Annotated in this window: 19 protein-coding genes; 10 read left to right on the plus strand and 9 right to left on the minus strand. The window is 57.1% G+C overall.

Annotated elements, in window-relative coordinates:
- The first annotated feature begins 279 nt into the window (after positions 1–279).
- Positions 280–846 (plus strand): tyrosine-type recombinase/integrase, encoded by a 567-nt coding sequence (locus THS5294_RS07070; protein ID WP_058123455.1) that lies wholly within the window; start codon positions 280–282, stop codon positions 844–846.
- 193 nt (positions 847–1,039) lie between these two features.
- Here THS5294_RS07070 and THS5294_RS07075 read toward each other — a convergent pair whose 3' ends face one another.
- Positions 1,040–2,329 (minus strand): tyrosine-type recombinase/integrase, encoded by a 1,290-nt coding sequence (locus THS5294_RS07075; RefSeq protein ID WP_058123199.1) that lies wholly within the window; start codon positions 2,327–2,329, stop codon positions 1,040–1,042.
- 85 nt (positions 2,330–2,414) lie between these two features.
- Positions 2,415–5,117, minus strand: a complete 2,703-nt coding sequence (gene secA / locus THS5294_RS07080) for a preprotein translocase subunit SecA (RefSeq protein WP_058123200.1) — start codon at positions 5,115–5,117, stop codon at positions 2,415–2,417.
- A 248-nt stretch (positions 5,118–5,365) separates the two neighbouring features.
- On the opposite strand from secA, the gene THS5294_RS07085 reads away from it, so the two are divergent.
- The 4 genes from THS5294_RS07085 to THS5294_RS18690 all read left to right on the plus strand — a co-directional run bounded on the left by THS5294_RS07085 (position 5,366) and on the right by THS5294_RS18690 (position 8,352).
- Positions 5,366–6,196 (plus strand): peptidylprolyl isomerase, encoded by an 831-nt coding sequence (locus THS5294_RS07085; protein ID WP_058123201.1) that lies wholly within the window; start codon positions 5,366–5,368, stop codon positions 6,194–6,196.
- 5 nt (positions 6,197–6,201) lie between these two features.
- Positions 6,202–7,539 (plus strand): bifunctional glutamate N-acetyltransferase/amino-acid acetyltransferase ArgJ, encoded by a 1,338-nt coding sequence (argJ, locus tag THS5294_RS07090; RefSeq protein ID WP_233486430.1) that lies wholly within the window; start codon positions 6,202–6,204, stop codon positions 7,537–7,539.
- Between the two features lie 20 nt (positions 7,540–7,559).
- Positions 7,560–7,958: an 8-oxo-dGTP diphosphatase MutT gene (mutT, locus tag THS5294_RS07095; RefSeq protein WP_058123202.1), complete on the plus strand. Its 399-nt coding sequence runs from the start codon at positions 7,560–7,562 to the stop codon at positions 7,956–7,958.
- Positions 7,959–8,220: 262 nt separating this feature from the next.
- Positions 8,221–8,352: a hypothetical protein gene (locus tag THS5294_RS18690; RefSeq protein ID WP_255347910.1), complete on the plus strand. Its 132-nt coding sequence runs from the start codon at positions 8,221–8,223 to the stop codon at positions 8,350–8,352.
- Between the two features lie 28 nt (positions 8,353–8,380).
- Here the strand turns inward: THS5294_RS18690 and hemH are convergent, their stop codons facing one another.
- Together hemH and THS5294_RS07105 are read right to left on the minus strand one after the other, a co-directional pair.
- Positions 8,381–9,460 carry a ferrochelatase gene (hemH, locus tag THS5294_RS07100; protein WP_058123457.1) on the minus strand — a complete coding sequence of 360 codons (1,080 nt, stop codon included), beginning with the start codon at positions 9,458–9,460 and terminating at the stop codon, positions 8,381–8,383.
- 8 nt (positions 9,461–9,468) lie between these two features.
- Positions 9,469–10,320 (minus strand): methyltransferase domain-containing protein, encoded by an 852-nt coding sequence (locus tag THS5294_RS07105; RefSeq protein WP_058123458.1) that lies wholly within the window; start codon positions 10,318–10,320, stop codon positions 9,469–9,471.
- A 27-nt stretch (positions 10,321–10,347) separates the two neighbouring features.
- On the opposite strand from THS5294_RS07105, the gene THS5294_RS07110 reads away from it, so the two are divergent.
- The 4 genes from THS5294_RS07110 to THS5294_RS07125 all read left to right on the plus strand — a co-directional run bounded on the left by THS5294_RS07110 (position 10,348) and on the right by THS5294_RS07125 (position 12,705).
- A complete protein-coding gene (locus THS5294_RS07110; protein WP_058123203.1) occupies positions 10,348–11,064 on the plus strand; it encodes a ComF family protein in 717 nt (238 codons plus the stop codon).
- 86 nt (positions 11,065–11,150) lie between these two features.
- Positions 11,151–11,408, plus strand: a complete 258-nt coding sequence (gene grxC / locus THS5294_RS07115; RefSeq protein WP_038006295.1) for a glutaredoxin 3 — start codon at positions 11,151–11,153, stop codon at positions 11,406–11,408.
- Between the two features lie 9 nt (positions 11,409–11,417).
- On the plus strand, positions 11,418–12,248 hold the full coding sequence (locus THS5294_RS07120; RefSeq protein ID WP_058123204.1) for a carbon-nitrogen hydrolase family protein: 831 nt from the start codon (positions 11,418–11,420) through the stop codon (positions 12,246–12,248).
- 13 nt (positions 12,249–12,261) lie between these two features.
- Complete coding sequence (locus tag THS5294_RS07125) at positions 12,262–12,705, plus strand: MarR family winged helix-turn-helix transcriptional regulator (protein WP_058123205.1); 444 nt, start codon at positions 12,262–12,264, stop codon at positions 12,703–12,705.
- Positions 12,706–12,797: 92 nt separating this feature from the next.
- Here the strand turns inward: THS5294_RS07125 and THS5294_RS07130 are convergent, their stop codons facing one another.
- Complete coding sequence (locus THS5294_RS07130) at positions 12,798–13,433, minus strand: VPLPA-CTERM sorting domain-containing protein (protein ID WP_058123206.1); 636 nt, start codon at positions 13,431–13,433, stop codon at positions 12,798–12,800.
- A gap of 181 nt (positions 13,434–13,614) precedes the next feature.
- Positions 13,615–14,352, minus strand: coding sequence for a bifunctional 2-polyprenyl-6-hydroxyphenol methylase/3-demethylubiquinol 3-O-methyltransferase UbiG (gene ubiG, locus THS5294_RS07135; RefSeq protein ID WP_038006299.1), 738 nt, complete (start codon positions 14,350–14,352; stop codon positions 13,615–13,617).
- Positions 14,353–14,415: 63 nt separating this feature from the next.
- On the opposite strand from ubiG, the gene pip reads away from it, so the two are divergent.
- Positions 14,416–15,408 (plus strand): prolyl aminopeptidase, encoded by a 993-nt coding sequence (gene pip / locus THS5294_RS07140; protein ID WP_038006300.1) that lies wholly within the window; start codon positions 14,416–14,418, stop codon positions 15,406–15,408.
- Here pip and THS5294_RS07145 read toward each other — a convergent pair.
- The 3 genes from THS5294_RS07145 to THS5294_RS07155 are packed head-to-tail and all read right to left on the minus strand — an operon-like array spanning position 15,405 to position 17,743.
- Positions 15,405–15,872, minus strand: a complete 468-nt coding sequence (locus tag THS5294_RS07145; RefSeq protein WP_058123207.1) for a hypothetical protein — start codon at positions 15,870–15,872, stop codon at positions 15,405–15,407. The two genes, pip and THS5294_RS07145, sit on opposite strands and share 4 nt — an antisense overlap.
- A 52-nt stretch (positions 15,873–15,924) precedes the next feature.
- Entirely contained in the window at positions 15,925–16,404 is a 480-nt protein-coding gene (locus THS5294_RS07150; RefSeq protein ID WP_058123208.1) for an RNA pyrophosphohydrolase, read from the minus strand.
- Between the two features lie 4 nt (positions 16,405–16,408).
- A complete protein-coding gene (locus tag THS5294_RS07155; RefSeq protein WP_058123209.1) occupies positions 16,409–17,743 on the minus strand; it encodes a S41 family peptidase in 1,335 nt (444 codons plus the stop codon).
- Positions 17,744–17,752 lie beyond the last annotated feature (9 nt).

The raw sequence follows: 17,752 nt of genomic DNA on the forward strand, positions 1-17,752 counted from the left end.
TCTGAATCGCAGATCACGCACTATGCCGTAAGTGTGGGGCGGAAACACCGCTTACTGTGGAACTGCGTAGCAGTGACGCAAACAAAAATCCAAATGCAAATACAAACTGTAAAATGAACAGCTATGGCTCAAACTCAAATGTCATAGAATATGTATTGTCTGATATTTACACATAACCAACTGTTATCGAACAGGATTGTTAATCTCAGTATTGTGGTTGCTCATCTGCAATATCAGACTTTACGCTTGTGCTTAACCAACGTGATATTTGAGGTTGATATGGCACAAGCTAAGACACTCACAGACGCTCAGCTGAAGCGAGCCTTACGCTACTGCGCAACTCGCAAACATACGGTGCGTGACAAAACGATACTGCTGTTGGCGATGAACACAGGGCTAAGGGCAAAGGAAGTTGCAGCACTGCGCTTTGGTGATGTGTTTGACGAGGAACAAAAGCCACGCAGCCAGTTCACACTGTCAAAGACACAAACCAAAGGCGCATGTATACGCACAGTGTTTGTAAACAAGCAGCTTAGCCAAGCACTTGCTGAGTATCAGCACTGTACACGCTGCGTAGACGCTGCAGCGCCATTGTTCCGCAGTCAGAAAGGGGGACACTTTAGTGCCAACACCATGTGTCAGCTGTTCCTCAACATATTCCACGCATGTGGATTGCAAGGCGCAAGCAGCCACAGTCCTCGCAGAACATTCATCACACGTTTGGCGAACAAGGGAATTGGAGTTCGTGTGTTGGCTGAACTTGCTGGGCACAGCTCAATAGCTGTCACACAAAGGTATATTGATGTGAATGATGAGCAGATGGCAAATGCTGTGGAGTTGCTTTGATTAGGGCATTGGATTAGTATCTTTTTGGAACTCAATAGATAGGACATCAGTATGCGTAAAATCAGCTCACTACTCATCCTCTGCAGCGTAATCGCTGTGTCAGCTTGCACACCACCAGCCACCACAATGGTTGAGCCAGAGATTACAAGCAACAAGCTATAACATTCAAAAGGGTAGGTTCGAACCTACCCTTTTATCCACCCAGCCTCGTAGCCAATTCCTGCGCAGTAGCGTGTTTGCCGTAGTAACTTTCAATAATCTGCACACTGGTGCCCATGTTACGGGCGATATCAAACACATTAACTTTGCCATGTCTCAGCATCTGCACAGCGTAAAAGTGCCTTAGGCTGTACAGCGTGTATTTCTCACCATCAGCATTATGGGTGATATTTTCACGCTTAAGAACTTCGTTAAATTGATCAATTAGCGTGATAATCTTGTTGCCATCTGGCATTCTAAACAGCCAATCATCATGCTGTGCTGTTTTACGACTGTGTTGTTTTGCACCAACTGCTGCTGTACGTGCCCACTCTTCTTGCCAACGAGAATTGCGTTCAAGTGTACGTTCCACATATCTTGCAGCGTTAGCACGTAGAATAACATAACGCTTTCCAGTCTTACCGTTGACGTTAAATGCGTAGTTTTCTCTACCACGTTCGTCTGTAAATCGCTCTAAGTCGCCAATACGTAGGTTGTTAGCTTCGCCTACACGCATGCCACTGTTGGCAAGGACAAGCACATAGTCACGCAGTAGCTCACGTGTGTAGCGCCAACGAGCATTGTCTTTCTCCTCATGCATCCAGCGCCTAATACCTTTGTACAGCACACTGTATTCACGCAGTGTGAATGCTGGGCGTGTTTTAGTACGCTGTGCTTTGTGCCTAAACGTTGGTGTTGGTTTGTTACCTCTGTATCCACGTTCTTGTGCAAACTTCAGCACAGTGAGCGCAAAGGTTGTTTCCCACTCAAGTGTTTTATCTGCTGGATTTAAGCTGTGGTTCTTTGGACGCTGTTCAACTGGCATGCGATGATAGTAGTCACGTCGCCAATCCACATAGTCACGCAGCAGTGCGTTATCTATCTTATCAACAGGCTTCTTGCCACAATACTCGTGCCAGAACTTGCTCACACGCACTATCTGACGCAGCATGTAATCACTGGTTTGCTGTTGATTGGCTTTGTTACTGTGTTTGTAAGTGCCACGTGCGTTTTGGCTCTCACGCAGTTTGGCATATTCGTTGAGCACATCACTGAAACGTTTAATCTGCAGTGGTAGCTGTTCTTCTTTGCGGAACTCTAACTCGTAGTGCGCACGTACTGCCAAATCACGTGCCTTAGCCAAGTCTCGTGTCTTAAGGCTTTTGTAGATGTACTGACGCTTACCTTTGTACAAACGCACTTGAAAGATGCCATTGCGCGAGAACAGCAGCACCCTTCCGTCAAGCAGCTTTTCTTCAAACTCACCCTCAGTTTTGCCTAACAAATGCCTAACAACCTATGCAAAATCGCCATTTGCATAACATTTTATGCTTTGCAATTGATTGTTAAATCACTGTTATTAAACAGATTTATATGCGCCCGTGACAGTGCTTGAACTTTTTGCCTGACCCGCAGGGGCATTTGTCGTTGCGGCTTGGATTTCCCCAAGTGCTTTGATCGTTCTCGTTAAAGTCCGGTGCCGCAGCTTCGGCTCCGTCAGCCGCCTCTGCCGGGGCGTTTCCTGATGCGGCAGCCTGTTGGGCGGCTTGCTGCGCCATAAGCTGCGCGATCAGGGCTTTTTGCTCTTCCTCCGTGCGGGGGCGGATGGTCGACAAAATCTTTGTCACCTCGGCGCGCAGACTATCAAGCATCGAGGCAAAGAGCTGGAAGCCTTCGGTTTTATACTCATTCAGAGGGTCGCGCTGCGCATAGCCGCGGAAGCCCACAACTGAGCGCAATTGTTCCAGCATCAAAAGATGCTCGCGCCATTTGCTATCAATCGTCTGCAAAAGCACCTGCTTTTCGATGGTGCGCATCGCATCGGGGCCAAACTGAGCCGCCTTCGCAGCCATGTATTCGTCGGCCGCTTTTACGATCCGCTCACGCATGACATCTTGGTCCACGCCGTCTTCTTCGGCCCAGTCTTTGACCGGCATATCGATGTTCAGATGTGCCGTGATATCAGCGTTCAGAGCCTCGGTATCCCACTGCTCCGAATAGCTGCGAGGGGGCATATGCAGGTCGATCAGGTCGTCGATCACCTCATGACGCATGTCGCGCGCCACTTCCGAGATATCCTCGGCTTCCATGATCTCAAGACGCTGCTCAAACACCGCTTTACGCTGGTCATTCATGACGTCGTCGAACTTCAACAACTGTTTGCGGATATCAAAGTTACGGCCCTCGACCTTGGCCTGTGCCTTTTCAAGCGACTTGTTGACCCAAGGGTGCACGATGGCCTCACCCTCTTTCATCCCAAGCGTTGAGAGCACTTTTTCCAGCCTTTCAGAGCCGAAAATCCGCATCAGGTCATCATCAAGTGAGAGAAAAAAGCTGGACCGACCGGGATCACCCTGACGGCCTGAACGGCCGCGCAGCTGGTTATCAATCCGGCGGCTTTCGTGGCGCTCCGTGGCAAGCACAAATAGCCCGCCCGCATCCAGAACCTTCTGCTTTTCCTCAGCGACTTCGGCTTCGATCCGGGCACGGGTTTCCGCAGGATCGGCGTCGGGGGGGTCAGCCATGGCCTGCAAAACGCGCATTTCGACGTTGCCACCCAGTTGGATGTCGGTGCCACGGCCCGCCATGTTGGTGGCAATAGTGACCTGACCCAGTTTGCCTGCGTCCGCTACGATTTGGGCTTCTTGCTCGTGCTGGCGAGCGTTCAAAACGTTGTGCGCGATGCCCTCTTTGGTCAGCAACTGGCTCAGCATTTCTGATTTTTCGATCGAAGTGGTGCCGACCAAAACGGGCTGGCCCTTGGCGTTCGCTTCTTTGATCGAAATTACCACGGCGCCGAATTTTTCTTGTGCCGTGCGATAGATTTGATCGTGCTCGTCTACACGTGCGATGGGCTTGTTGGTGGGCACTTCGATCACGCCCAATCCGTAGATGGACGCGAATTCTTCGGCCTCGGTCGCCGCCGTCCCGGTCATGCCGGACAGTGTGTTGTACAGGCGGAAATAGTTCTGGAACGTCACCGAGGCGAGTGTCACGTTTTCGGGCTGAATTTGGCAGCCTTCTTTTGCCTCAATCGCTTGGTGTAGACCGTCGCCCAAACGTCGCCCGGCCATCATGCGGCCCGTGAATTCGTCGATCAAAACGACCTCGTTGTTGCGCACGATATATTGTGTGTCTTTCAAGAACAGCTTGTGCGCGCGCAGACCCTGATTGACGTGATGCACCAGTGTGACGCTTTCGGGATCGTACAGGGACTGCTCGGCATCCAGAAGACCAGCTTCGTGAAGGATCTCCTCAAGGAATTCGTTGCCTTCGTCAGTAAAGGTCACGTTCCGGGTCTTTTCGTCGAGCGTGTAATGCTCTTCGCGGACCTGTGGGATCAGTTCGTTTACCTTGATGTATAGGTCAGAGCGATCCTCAGAGGGGCCCGAGATCACCAGTGGTGTCCGCGCCTCATCGATCAGGATTGAGTCGACTTCATCCACGATGGCAAAGAAATGCCCGCGCTGCGCCATATCTGATTTGTTGGCGCGCATGTTGTCGCGCAGGTAGTCAAAACCCAACTCGTTGTTGGTCGCGTATGTGATGTCCGCCGCGTAGGCCGCTTGCTTTTCGGCCTCGGGCTGCTGGGGGTAAACGACGCCGGTGGTCATGCCCAATTGCGCGAACACTTTGCCCATCCATTCGGCGTCACGTTTTGCGAGATAATCGTTAACGGTCACGACGTGGACGCCCTTGCCCGCAAGCGCATTCAGGTACGCGGGCAGGGTGGACATGAGGGTCTTGCCCTCACCGGTTTTCATCTCGGCGATGTTGCCTTCGTGCAGGAAAATCCCGCCTAAGAGCTGTACGTCAAAGGCGCGCAGGCCAAGCGCGCGTCGCGCCCCTTCGCGGCAGTTGGCAAAAGCTTCGGGCAGTAGCGCATCCAGGCTTTCGCCGTTCTGGGCCCGCTCTTGCAATGTGCGGGTGCGTGCGATGATCTCTTCGTCTGACAGGGCCTGAAATTCAGGCTCCAGCGCATTGATTTGAGCGACAATCTTGCGGGTTGCTTTTACTTTGCGATCGTTCGGCGTGCCAAAAACCTTTTTGGCAATAGTTCCCATCCCCAACATCAGCGTCGCATCCCCAATCGTAAGTTGCACGCAATCGCATGCGTGCGAAAAGTTTGGTGACAGTCCGCTTGTCCCTGTCGCGCGTGACCAGTATCAATGACATGAGCGCTGTTGATAAGGGCGGACTGACTTCGTCTATCGGCACATAAGCGGCTGTCTATGGGCTGTCAACGTGACGAACCCGACATGTGCGCAGGATTGACACTATCACCTGCGCACCGCGCGGTTCCAAACCTCAAAGGATCTTCATGAAACATCTTCTCGCTTCTGCCGCCATGATCGCCTTTCTTACTGCTCCCGCCGTGGCGCAGGATGCCGACACAGTTCTTGTGACGGTGAACGGCAAGGACATCACCCTTGGCCATATTATTGCGGTTGCCGATAATCTGCCTGCCCAGTTTCAGCAGTTGCCCGATGAGCAGCTTTATAACGGGTTGTTGGAGCAATTGATCCGTCAGGAAGCACTGGCATCGGGCGTGCGCGACGATATGAGCCGGGCGTTGCGTCTGTCGCTAGAGGCGCAGGAAACCGCGCTTATCGCGAATTTCGTGGTGGACCAGGCCGGCAGCGGCGAAGTAAGCGAAGCCGACCTGCGTGCCCAATATGAAGCGCAATTCGGTAACGCGGAGCCCACGCCAGAGTTCAACGCCTCTCATATTTTGGTCGGAACCGAGGCGGAAGCTGCGTCGTTGGTGAGCCAATTGGCTGAGGGTGCGGATTTCGTGGAACTGGCGAAAACCTTCTCGACTGGCCCGTCGGGGCCCAACGGCGGCAACTTGGGCTGGTTTGGTTTGGGCCAGATGGTGCCCCCCTTTGAGGCCGCGGTGCAGGCACTTGAGGTAGGCGAGGTGTCCGCGCCCGTTGAGACCCAGTTCGGCTGGCATGTCCTGATACTGAATGACCAGCGGGAAGTTGGAGGCCCGACCTTTGATGAGGTTCGGGATGCACTGGCCGAGTCTGTACGGGAAGCACGTGTGGCGGCCGCCGTTGAGGGCGCGATGGCTGCGTCGACGGTCGTGCGCGCCGAAGTGGAAATTGATCCCGCCCTTGTCCGCAACAGCGATCTGATCGCTGACTAAAGCCCATGAAAACGGTTGAGCGTCCTGAGATGTCGAAGAAAAAACAGAAAATCAAGGCGCTGAAGGCCGAAGTTAAACGCCTTCGCCGCGCGTTAGAGGCGCCAAAGGGGCCGTTGGTCTCCCCCTTGGCGCCTGCCGCATTTCCGGAATTGCCCATTGTGCCCGGTGTGCGCTTTGCCACGGCTGCGGCGGGTGTTAAATACGCGGGCCGCACGGATGTGATGCTGGCGGAATTGGCGCCGGGAACAGCGGTGGCTGGCGTGTTCACGCGTTCTGCCACGCGGTCGGCGAACGTGCTGGATTGTCAGGCCAAGATCGGTAGCGCGCCTGACGCAGGGGCCGCAATCATCGTGAATTCCGGCAACTCCAATGCGTTCACAGGGGCGGCGGGCGATGCATCAGTCGCGGCGATTTGTGATGCGGTGGCGCAAGGCTTGGCGTTGCCTGTGGACCGGGTCTTTACGGCCTCAACCGGGGTGATTGGGCAGCGTTTGCCACATGATCGGATCACTGCGAAGGTCACGGAATTGGTCGATGCGCTGCATCCGGATGGTGTGGCCCAAGCCGCCGCTGCAATCATGACGACCGATACTTTTGCCAAAGGCGCTAAGGCGACGGCCGACATTGCGGGCACGCCCGTGCAGGTTGTGGGTATCGCCAAAGGCTCAGGCATGATTGCGCCGGATATGGCCACGATGTTGGTCTATATCTTCACCGATGCTGCGATTGCACAGCCCACCTTGCAGGCTATGTTGGCGCGTCTTACGGACCGGACGTTCAATGCGATTACGGTTGATAGCGACACCTCTACCTCCGATAGCTTGATGCTCGCTGCGACTGGTGTGGCTGAACATGCGATGATCGACGACCTCACAATACCTGAAGCCGCCGCGTTTGAAGCTGCTTTGCACACCGTGATGCATGATCTTGCCTTGCAGGTGGTGCGCGACGGTGAGGGCGCGACCAAGCTGGTTGAGGTCCAAGTCACCGGTGCCGCAAGCGAAGCGGATGCCCGCAAAGTGGCCTCTGCGATCGCGAATTCACCCCTTGTGAAGACAGCGATCGCTGGCGAAGACCCCAACTGGGGGCGCATCGTGATGGCCGTGGGCAAGTCGGGCGCGGTTGCGGACCGCGACACGCTTACGATCCGGTTCGGCGATATCGTGGTCGCGGAAAAAGGCTGGGTCAGCCCCGAGTACACCGAGGAAGCAGGCGCCGCCTATATGAAAAACGACCAGATCACTGTCGCGGTCGATCTCGGCGTTGGGGCTGCGCGCGATACAATGTGGACCTGCGATTTGACGTATCGCTACGTCGAGATAAACGCAGACTACCGGTCCTGATCCGGATTTAGGGGAATAGTATGAAGGTCGTTTTGGTTTCGGCCGTCGCGTTGATTGATGTCGATGGGCGGGTTTTGTTGGGGCAACGCCCCGAAGGCAAAAGCATGGCGGGTCTGTGGGAATTTCCAGGGGGCAAGGTTGAGCCCGGTGAGACGCCCGAAGCCGCATTGGTGCGGGAACTAGAGGAAGAACTGGGCATCAACACGTGGTCGTCCTGCTTGGCGCCGTTAACGTTTGCCAGTCATACTTATGAGGATTTTCACCTCTTGATGCCTCTGTTTGCCTGCCGCAAGTGGGAGGGGCAGGCCCAATCCCGTGAAGGCCAGGCGCTAAAATGGGTTCGGCCCAACGCTTTAAAGGATTATCCAATGCCTGCGGCTGATGTGCCGCTCATCCCGATCCTGCGGGATTGGCTGTAGGCCGCAGTTTCAAAATTCACGGACATTTAACCGACCTGAATCGATTTAGGCGTGAGTAAATGTGTATGCCTAATACTGCAGCGGGTGCCTCAAAATAAGGCGATAGTGGCCGGTGTGCATACTAGATGTGCCTCTGAACTATGCGCAGATGCGTTTAAATCGGCAAAAATACGCGCAAAAGGCGAGCGATCGGAACTTAAATTAATAGATGCTTAACTTGTGGGCACTATAACGTTTGTGAGGTTGAGGAGGAGCCTGCACAATGATCAAAACCATAATGATTGGATCGACCGTATCCGTGCAGGGCATCTTCGTGAAGCTGCTTCCCAACAAACTGATGCAGGTCCGGGTCGGTTCTCGGATATTCACGGGGCGCCCAGTGGGGGCTGGCTGACCACGTTTCGTAGTCAGCCGATCGGGATTTAGACCCAGCCACCAAGGTTATCGCGTACGATGTCCGCGAGAGCATCCATGTGGACATCGTCATCGTTCAGGCATGGGATATAGGTGAATTGCTCACCGCCGGCCTCTTCAAAGCTCTCTTTGATCTCCTCGTTGATCTCTTCCAGTGTCTCGATGCAGTCGGCTGAGAACGCGGGCGCGATGACGGCGATCTTCTTCTTGCCGTCCTCTTCCGCAAGGCGCGCGACCTCTTTGACCGTGTAGGGCTTCAGCCATTCTTCAGGACCGAATTTCGACTGGAAGGTCGTCATAATCTCGCTCTTGTCCCAGCCCAACCGTTCGCGCAGCAGACGCGTCGTTTTCTGGCACTGGCAGTGGTAGGGGTCACCCTCCATCAGGTACCGTTTTGGCACGCCGTGATAGGAACAGACCAAGATGTCAGGTCGGTCTTCGATGTTGGCGTAGGCGCGTTCTACGGATTGCGCGAGGGCCTCGATATAGCGCGGGTCGCTCGAATACGCAGAGATTGTGCGCACTGCTGGTTGCCACTTGGGGGCCATCAACGCGCGGAAAAACTGGTCGTTTGCCGTGGCGCTCGTGGCACCTGCGTATTGCGGATAAAGCGGGAAAAACAAGATCTTATCACAGCCAGCGGCCAGCATCTGCTCGACCTTGGATTTGGTCGATGGGTTGCCGTAGCGCATGCAATAATCCACCACCACGCGGTCGCCAAAGCTTTCGGCCATCCTCTGCGCCATTTTTGCGGTTTGCGCTTTGGTGATTGTGGCCAAGGGGCTTTCGCCTTTGTCCTCGTTCCAGATGGATTTGTACGCCGCACCAGAGCTAAAGGGCCGCTTGGTCAAGATCACGAGCTGCAACAGCGGCTGCCACAGCCAAGGGGAATAATCGATGACGCGGCGGTCGCTCAGGAACTCACCCAGGTAGCGGCGCATGGGCCAGTATGTATAGTGATCCGGCGTGCCCAGATTGGCCAGCAGCACACCGACTTTGCCAAACTTCACCTTTGGGTGATCCGCATCGGCATGGGTCAGCGAGCCGTCGGGCTTGAAGTCGGGCAGGGTGTTGCTTGGGGAATGCATCGCGTCTTTCATGTCGTCTCCGGTGGGGGGTAGCTTGTCTCAGTATACTCGACGGTGCCAAGCGCGTCAGCAAGGCGGGCGGTTGCCGAGCCGGGGCGCAGCGGTTTGGGTTGATCGGCAGAGGGTGCCCAGCCGGTTAGAAAGGCCAGCTCAAAGGTCGCCTGGATGCGACCGCCCTCTGCGGGAAAGGCTTGGCTATAAATATGGGCCGCTCGTGGGAAAAGGCCACGTTTGGGCGGTGTTTTGTGTCGATCGGCCAGCGCGTTGGTCTCGCCCATGGCGCGCAGGTCACCGATCAGGTGGGTCAGATCGCGGTAGGTTACGGCGCGTGTCAACACATCGGCCACAGGCAGGGCCAGCCCTGCACGCCCCAAAAGCGCGCCCAGATCACGGATGTCACCCATCGGTGCGACCCGCGGCGATAGCCCGCCCATTTCGGCGGCTTCAGCTTCGGACATCGCGGCGCGCAGTTCGCGCAGGGTTTGCCCGCCAAAGGCCACGCACAACAACAGCCCATCAGGTTTGAGCGCGCGGCGCGCCTGCACCAACTGCCCGACCGGGTCATTGGCCCAGTGCAGGGCCATCGCGTGGATGACCAGATCATGCGCACCAGGCGTCAGATCCAGCTGGTCAGTGTCGGGCACAATATGCGCATCAGGAAAGGCAGGGCCCCAAATTTGCGGGGCACCGGTCACAATCGCAGGCTCTGTAAACGTTCTATTAACGTCGATGAGTCTTTCTTTGATCTCATCAATGGCGTCGTGGTGCAGAAACCACGCGCCGACATCACCGTGCCGGGCGGCGCGCGCACGGGCATGGGCCAGTGCGGTTTCATCGGTTAGTCGGGGCGTTTGGGTCATCATAACCAGCGTAGATAGGAGAAACCTTTGGGTTTGCAAACCGTCATCCGTGCGCTTTTCCCGCCGCAATGCCTTCTGTGTGAGGCGTGGGTGGCAGAGGCGGGTGGTTTATGCCCGGAATGTTGGCGAGAGACAGAGTTTCTGACGGGCGTGCTATGCGACAGTTGTGCCGCCCCTCTGCCGGGCTTGGAGGCTGATATCGCTGTACAATGCGATACGTGCTTGTCCACGCCGCCACCATGGCGACATGCGCGCGCGGTGATGCGCTATTCAGGGCGGGGGCGGCATTTGGTCTTGGCGCTCAAGCACTCCGACAGGACCGATATTGCGCCGGGTGCGGCGAGCATGATGCACCGCGCTGCCCATGACATAATCACCACAGAAAGCGTTTTCGTACCGGTCCCGCTGCATTGGACCCGGTTGGCCAAGCGACGCTATAACCAGGCGGCTCTTTTGGCGCAGGCTTTGGCGAAACAGACGGGCGCTCAGGCAGCGGTGGGCGCGCTGCATCGATCGAAACGAACACGCTCACTGGGTGGGTTAAATGCAGATGCCCGCGCGCGGGAGTTAGATGCCACGATTGTCGTTGCGCAGCCGCAAGCTGTTCTGGGCCGTCACGTCGTTATTGTGGATGACGTTCTGACCTCTGGGGCCACGTTGCGGGCCTGTGCCCGTACGATACTGCAAGCCGGTGCGGCCCATGTTGATATTGTGGTTTTGGCGCGCGCGGCACCTCAGGCCTGATGGCCCTTGTGGCCTCCCGACTGGACCTTTGGGTGCGGCCATGCTTTAGGACTGTGTAACCCAACGCCCCTGCGAGAGGAGTGCACATGCAACCCGTCGAAATCTATACCTCCCCCACATGTGGTTTTTGCCATGCGGCCAAGCGGCTGTTGTCCTCCAAGTCGGTGAATTTTGTTGAGTTCGACGTCTCGCGCACCCCTGAAAAACGTCAAGAAATGATGTCGCGGGCCCATGGTGGCCACACCGTTCCGCAAATTTTCGTCGGCGACATCCATGTGGGTGGATGTGATGATCTTTATGCCTTGGACCGCGCCGGAAAGCTGGACGCGCTACTTGCTGGGTAGCGAAGCCCGATGAGGCTGGGCCTGATCCAACCCACCGCGAGCGATACGCCCGCCGACAACCTTGCGGCCACGCTGGCTGATATTGAGCGGGCGGTTGAGCAGGGCGCCGAATGGGTGCTGACCCCAGAGGTCACCAATTGTGTGTCCGCCAGCCGTACCCGTCAGGTTGAGGTGCTAGAGTTGGAGGAGCATGACACCACCCTGCCTGCTTTGCAAAAAGCGGCGGCGGATCATGGGATTTGGCTGCTGATTGGATCACTCGCGATCAAGACAAACGACCCTGATGGGCGCTTTGCCAACCGATCCTATCTGATTGATCCCTTTGGTGAAATTACGGCCCGCTACGACAAGATCCATATGTTCGACGTAGACGTGTCCGCGACCGAAACCTACCGCGAAAGCGAAGGCTACCGCCCGGGTGACAAGGCTGTGCTTGCGCAAACCCCTTGGGGCGCTGTGGGCATGACGATCTGCTACGACGTGCGGTTTGCGCATTTGTATCGGGGGCTGGCGCAGGCGGGGGCGACGTTCTTGACTGTGCCGTCTGCGTTTTCGCCCGTTACGGGGGCGGCGCATTGGCATGCTCTCTTGCGGGCGCGGGCGATTGAAACGGGCTGTTTCGTGATTGCGCCCGCGCAAACCGGTACGCATCCGACGACGCGCGGCCGCGCGCGGGCTACCTATGGTCATTCACTTGTCGTCACGCCATGGGGCGACGTGGCGCTGGATGCGGGTGAGGCATGCGGTGTATACCTATGCGATATCGCGCCTGAAGAGGCGGCCGCGGCGCGCGCACGCGTGCCCTCAATCACAAAGGATGCGCCCTTTACCGGGCCCTAATGCAGCAAAAAGCATGACGACCGACACCGAAGACCTCGCCGTATCGCTCTTTTCGGAGATGCTCACAGCAGATCAACTGCTGCGCAGTCGGCTGTCAAAAGTGCTGCCCAAGGGGATGGAGTTGAGCCATTTTGCCGTGCTCAACCACCTTGCGCACATCCAAGAAGAGCGGTCCCCCGCGCAGCTGGCTCAGACATTTAATGTCACCCGTGGGGCGATGACCAATACGTTGGGAAAGTTGGAATGGGCCGGTCACGTGCACATTCGCCCCGACTGGGATGATGCCCGTCGCAAGATGATCGCGATCAGCCCCGCCGGGATTAAGGCTCGGGATGCCGCTGTGGCGGCCCTTCTGCCGTTGATTGTGGATTTGGTCGAAAGCATCGGGCGCCAAAAGGCGCGTGCGACCGTGCCGGTCCTGCGGGAGATGCGCAATCGGCTGGCTAGGGACGATTGATCCCATCAGTGCCCGCAGCGTAAAAAGGGCGCCCCGAGGAGCGCCCTTTCTTTAAAATGCATGTCATAAATAATTTTTAGAGGGACCTGAGATCAGGACTTCTTGCGACGGCTCCGCATAAAGGCGATGCCACCCAGACCTGCAAACAGCAGGGGCAGGGATGCTGGCAGCGGAACAGCAGCCATTGTCAGGTTAGCGAATTCAAACGCGGGCAGACCAACCGACTTGAATGTGATCGAGTCGAAACCAGCACCTGTTGTGTCTGTGATCGTGACCAGCACCGCACCACGGCCAAGACCGGGCGAAGGGAAGATCGGCTGCAGAGCAGGGTCCGCACCGTTGATCACAGTCGTGGCGCCGCCACCGGACAATGTGATTTCGAGATCATTGTATGTGTCTGGCGAGCCCCAGATGAACGAAACCACGCCCATCGAGTTACCTGTCAGGCTGTATGTCGCCGTCGAGTCGCGGGAAACCGCCGTGTAAAGTGCGGATGGATCGTCGACATTGATGATGCCTGTCCATGGGCTTAGGCGTTGGTTCGGGAACACGGAGGAGTTACCCACCACGTTCTCGGCCACAAAGCCAGTTGTTGAGTCCGCAAGCGGGTTTGCAACGGGTGTGGTGGGAATGACATTGGATTGCGTGATCGTCACGGCGAATGCCAGTGACGCAGAGGCAGCCAACATCCCCGCAGCAACTAAAGTGGTTTTTAAAGTTTTAAACATGATTTCCTCATCAGTAACTAATCTTAAGATACATTACATGAGGTGTTTAAAATCTTCAACGTTTTCGTGCAAAAACGACCATAACCCTTAAAAATGGACAAATTTGAGTGAAAACAAGGCACTTATAGGGCAAAGTTGCGCAGTCGTTAAGCACATGACGCTTCGTGACGTTAACGTTTTGTTATCTTTTGATACTCGCGGTCACATAATTGACCGAAAGATCCTTGGCGGAGATTCGCCACTTCCACGTTACCGGGTTGAACTGAAATCCCTTGCGATCAACGGGTGTGAGGCCGGATTGTTCAATGAGTTGAAACAGTTCGTCAGGGGTGATGAACTTGCGCCAGTCGTGGGTACCTTTGGGCAGCCAGCGCATCACATATTCGGCGCCGATGATCCCCATGACAAAGCTTTTGGGGTTCCGATTCAGGGTGGAGCAGATCATCAGTCCACCCGATTTCATCAATTGCTGGCAGGCTGTCAGATAGGCGAGGGGATCGGCCACATGTTCGACGACCTCCATGTTCAGAACAACGTCAAACCGGGGCTCATCACTGGCGGCCAAATCTTCGGCCGTGGTGCAGCGGTAATCGATTTCGAGGCCGGATTGCTCTGCGTGTAGCTGTGCCACGGGGATGTTCCGTTCTGCGGCATCAACACCCACTACGGTTGCACCCAACCGCGTCATTGGCTCAGCCAAAAGGCCGCCTCCACAGCCAATATCCAGCAGGCGCAGGCCCTTAAACGGCTCTGGCTGGGTCAAGTCACGGTCAAATTCCATCGCGATCTGCTGGGTGATGTAGTCCAACCGGCAGGGGTTCAGCATGTGCAGGGGCTTGAACTTGCCATTGGTGTCCCACCACTCGGCGGCCATGGCTTCGAATTTTGCGATCTCGGCGGCGTCAACTGTTGTGGTCATGGGGGCAACTCTTCGGTAGGGTTTGTGTGGTGCAAGGTTTCCAAAGGGCTATATAGAGCACCCATGGACAGATACCCGAGTCAAAAGCGCGCAGGCGCATACCTGTACCCGCCGTTGGACCCCTGGGACCAGCGAATGTTAGAGGTAGGCGAGGGGCACCGCATCTATGTAGAGCAGTGTGGCAACCCCGAAGGCGCGCCGGTGATTGTGCTGCATGGTGGCCCCGGTGGCGGCTGTAGCCCATCTATGCGGCGCTATTTCGACCCCAATGTGTGGCGGATCATTCTGTTTGATCAGCGTGGATGTGGCCGCTCGCGCCCCCATGCGGTGGTCAAGGACAATACAACTTGGCACCTTGTGCGCGATATTGAGGCCATTCGAAACACGCTGGGCATCGATCGGTGGGCGGTTTTCGGCGGCTCATGGGGGGCGACGCTGGCGTTGATCTACGCGATCACGCATCCCGAGCGCGTCGGTTATCTCGCGGTGCGTGGTGTTTTCCTTATGATGCAGCGAGAGTTGGATTGGTTTTACGGCGGCGGAGCGGGGCAATTCTGGCCCGAGCAATGGGCGCGGTTTGTCGGCCTCATTCCCGAGGAAGAGCGGGACGACCTGATTGCGGCCTATCATTCTCGGCTATTCTCCGGTGATCTGATGCAGGAGACCCGCTATGCGCGGGCTTGGGCCGCGTGGGAAAATGCGTTGGCCTCGATGGCGAGCCAAGGCCACGGTGGGGATAGCCCCGCGGAATACGCCCGGGCGTTTTCGCGGCTTGAGAACCATTATTTCGTGAACAAAGGTTGGCTCGAATCCGACGGTTGGATCTTGAACAACCTTGGCCGGATTGCAGGCACACCCGGTGTGATCGTGCAGGGCCGGTATGATATGATCTGCCCGCCCTATTCGGCGCAGGCTTTGTCGGATGCATGGTCGGGCAGCACCTTGCATATGATCCCTAACGCAGGCCACGCCCTGTCAGAGCCGGGGATCAGTGAGGCATTGGTCGAGGCGATGAACCGCGCCGGCCAACGGACCAAATCGCTCGGGTTGCTTTAACGCGGGCATTGCCCAGCAAGGCAGGCGCGCACTTCGGCGCGCGCGGCTGGGCTGTCACGGTGGAGTGCGTAATCGGGGCAGGGACCGGACCGCAACACGTGGGTGTCGCCGCGCCGCTCTAGAAACACGATGAACCCGCCTTGGGGCACGGCCCCGCATCGCAGTCCTGCGCAACTCACTTCAACTGTGATGATTTCATTGAAGCGTTGGTTCAGCCCGCCTGCACCTGCGCGAACGCCGGTAAATCGGGCCTTGGCCTCAAAGGATTGCGGCACACCGCGCAGATCCGTGCGTGCGGTGCTTTGCTGTCCACCCAGCCGGTCCACAATGCCAGCCGCAAGCACATAGGCCCGGTCCGAGCCTGCGGCGAAGCGAAAACTGTCCGATAGGGTGGGCGCCTCCCGGCAGGACTGCGCCTGCGCCGAAGACGCGACTATCAGGGCAGTGAAAGCGATGCGCAACATAACGCACAGCCTGCGCGCTCAGAGGGGCGCAGGCCAAGGGGGTATATCGTCGCTACAGCAGTGCGAATTCCCGTAAGACATCGCGGTAAATGTCGCGCTTGAACGGAACGATGGCATCTAGCAGGTCAGGCCCACGCATCCACTGCCAGCGCAGGAATTCCGGGTGCTCGGTTTCGATCACGATGGCCGTGTCGGGCGCGAGCATGCGCATGCGAAACCATGTCTGCTCTTGGCCGCGAAACCGGCCCTTCCAAAGCTTGGGCAACAGATCCAGTGGCAGGTCGTAGCGCAGGGGTGTCGCGGTTTGGCCCAGCACGTCGACCTGATCGGCGCGCAGGCCGGTCTCTTCCTCCAGCTCGCGCAGGCCAGCGGTGCGCAGGTCTTCGCCTGCGTCCACGCCGCCCTGTGGCATCTGCCACGCGCCGGGAGTGTCAATCCGCTCACCCGCCCAGATTAACCCATCAGGGTTGAGAAGGCACAGGCCTACGTTGGGCCTGTACGGCAGCTTGGCTGCGTCTTCTAATGTGATCATCGGTTTATTGCGCCGCCATGTCGATGGCGCTGAGGCCTTTGAGGATATCAACAGCATACGCCAGTTGGTAATCGTCGGTGCGCAGTTGCGCAGCCTGCTCAGCGGCTTCCTGCTCTTGCAGGATTTGCTGTTGCTGATCTTCGCTCAGGCTGTCGTTTGAGATGGACCCACGCAGACCCGCCTCAGAGCGGCGGGGGCGATCATCGGCCTCTTCTTCGGTCTGCTGCACGCGTGGCGGTTGCTGCACGACGATATCGGGGGATACGCCCAAGGCTTGGATCGAGCGACCCGAAGGGGTGTAGTAGCGCGAGGTCGTCAGGCGCATCGCCCCGTCACCCTGCACCGGCATGATCGACTGCACCGACCCTTTGCCAAAGCTTTTGGTGCCCACAACCACAGCGCGGCGGTGGTCCTGCAATGCACCTGCCACGATCTCAGACGCGGAGGCCGAACCACCGTTGATCAACACGACCAGCGGCAGGCCGTTGATCGTATCACCGGGGCGCGCGTTGAACCGGTCGCCGTCACGCGGGTTGCGCCCCCGGGTTGAGACGATTTCACCCTGCTCAAGGAAGATATCGGCCAGTTCGACGCCTGCCGTTAGCAGGCCACCGGGGTTATTGCGCAAATCCAGCACGACGCCGTTGATGCTGTCCAAACCGCCCGCGGCTTCGATCTCACGCTCCATGCCGTCGCGCACGTTGGGCAGGGTCTGTTCGTTAAAGGTCGAGACCCGCACCACGACGCTGTCGCCTTCGGTGCGCACGCGCGCGGCGGTCAGCTTGATGTTACCGCGGGTAACGCCAATCTCCAGCGGCTCCTCTACGCCTTCGCGCCGCACGGTCAGCTCAACATCGGTGCCCACAGGGCCCTTCATCAACTCAACCGCTTCGCCAAGCGTCAGGCCAAGTAGGCTTTCGCCATCTACTGCGGTGATAAAATCGCCCGCCTCAATGCCCGCTTCTAGCGCGGGGCTGCCGTCCATCGGTGTGACAACCTTCACAAAGCCGCTTTCCTGTTGGACCTCAATGCCAAGGCCACCGAATTCACCCCGGTTGTCCACCTGCATGGCCGTAAAGGCCTGGGGCGGCAGGTAGCTGGAATGCGGGTCAAGTGAGGTCAGCATGCCGTTGATGGCGGCTTCAATCAGTTCACCCTCATCGACTTCCTCGACGTATTGGGTGCGGATACGCTCAAAAATTATGCCGAACAGGTCGAGCTGTTCATACACACTCGCTCTATCGCCAGCTTCTTCGGCAAGCAAAGGGCCAGCGATGTAGGTTGTCGCGCCAATCCCGGTAATCGTGCCGACTGCGGCGGCCATGAGCATCTTTTTCATATGATCTCT

Source organism: Thalassobacter stenotrophicus (assembly GCF_001458315.1).
Lineage (GTDB): Bacteria > Pseudomonadota > Alphaproteobacteria > Rhodobacterales > Rhodobacteraceae > Thalassobacter > Thalassobacter stenotrophicus.

What these genes read in the sequence shown, in the direction of transcription:
- THS5294_RS07070 (WP_058123455.1), top strand. Translation starts at nt 280, where the DNA reads ATGGCACAAGCTAAGACACTCACAGACGCTCAGCTGAAGCGAGCCTTA.
- THS5294_RS07125 (WP_058123205.1), top strand. Translation starts at nt 12,262, where the DNA reads ATGACGACCGACACCGAAGACCTCGCCGTATCGCTCTTTTCGGAGATG.
- secA (WP_058123200.1), bottom strand. Translation starts at nt 5,117, where the DNA reads ATGTTGGGGATGGGAACTATTGCCAAAAAGGTTTTTGGCACGCCGAAC.
- THS5294_RS07150 (WP_058123208.1), bottom strand. Translation starts at nt 16,404, where the DNA reads ATGATCACATTAGAAGACGCAGCCAAGCTGCCGTACAGGCCCAACGTA.
- ubiG (WP_038006299.1), bottom strand. Translation starts at nt 14,352, where the DNA reads ATGACCACAACAGTTGACGCCGCCGAGATCGCAAAATTCGAAGCCATG.
- grxC (WP_038006295.1), top strand. Translation starts at nt 11,151, where the DNA reads ATGCAACCCGTCGAAATCTATACCTCCCCCACATGTGGTTTTTGCCAT.
- THS5294_RS07130 (WP_058123206.1), bottom strand. Translation starts at nt 13,433, where the DNA reads ATGTTTAAAACTTTAAAAACCACTTTAGTTGCTGCGGGGATGTTGGCT.
- THS5294_RS07085 (WP_058123201.1), top strand. Translation starts at nt 5,366, where the DNA reads ATGAAACATCTTCTCGCTTCTGCCGCCATGATCGCCTTTCTTACTGCT.
- argJ (WP_233486430.1), top strand. Translation starts at nt 6,202, where the DNA reads ATGAAAACGGTTGAGCGTCCTGAGATGTCGAAGAAAAAACAGAAAATC.
- THS5294_RS07105 (WP_058123458.1), bottom strand. Translation starts at nt 10,320, where the DNA reads ATGACCCAAACGCCCCGACTAACCGATGAAACCGCACTGGCCCATGCC.
- THS5294_RS18690 (WP_255347910.1), top strand. Translation starts at nt 8,221, where the DNA reads ATGATCAAAACCATAATGATTGGATCGACCGTATCCGTGCAGGGCATC.
- pip (WP_038006300.1), top strand. Translation starts at nt 14,416, where the DNA reads ATGGACAGATACCCGAGTCAAAAGCGCGCAGGCGCATACCTGTACCCG.
- THS5294_RS07145 (WP_058123207.1), bottom strand. Translation starts at nt 15,872, where the DNA reads ATGTTGCGCATCGCTTTCACTGCCCTGATAGTCGCGTCTTCGGCGCAG.
- THS5294_RS07120 (WP_058123204.1), top strand. Translation starts at nt 11,418, where the DNA reads ATGAGGCTGGGCCTGATCCAACCCACCGCGAGCGATACGCCCGCCGAC.
- THS5294_RS07155 (WP_058123209.1), bottom strand. Translation starts at nt 17,743, where the DNA reads ATGAAAAAGATGCTCATGGCCGCCGCAGTCGGCACGATTACCGGGATT.
- hemH (WP_058123457.1), bottom strand. Translation starts at nt 9,460, where the DNA reads ATGCATTCCCCAAGCAACACCCTGCCCGACTTCAAGCCCGACGGCTCG.
- mutT (WP_058123202.1), top strand. Translation starts at nt 7,560, where the DNA reads ATGAAGGTCGTTTTGGTTTCGGCCGTCGCGTTGATTGATGTCGATGGG.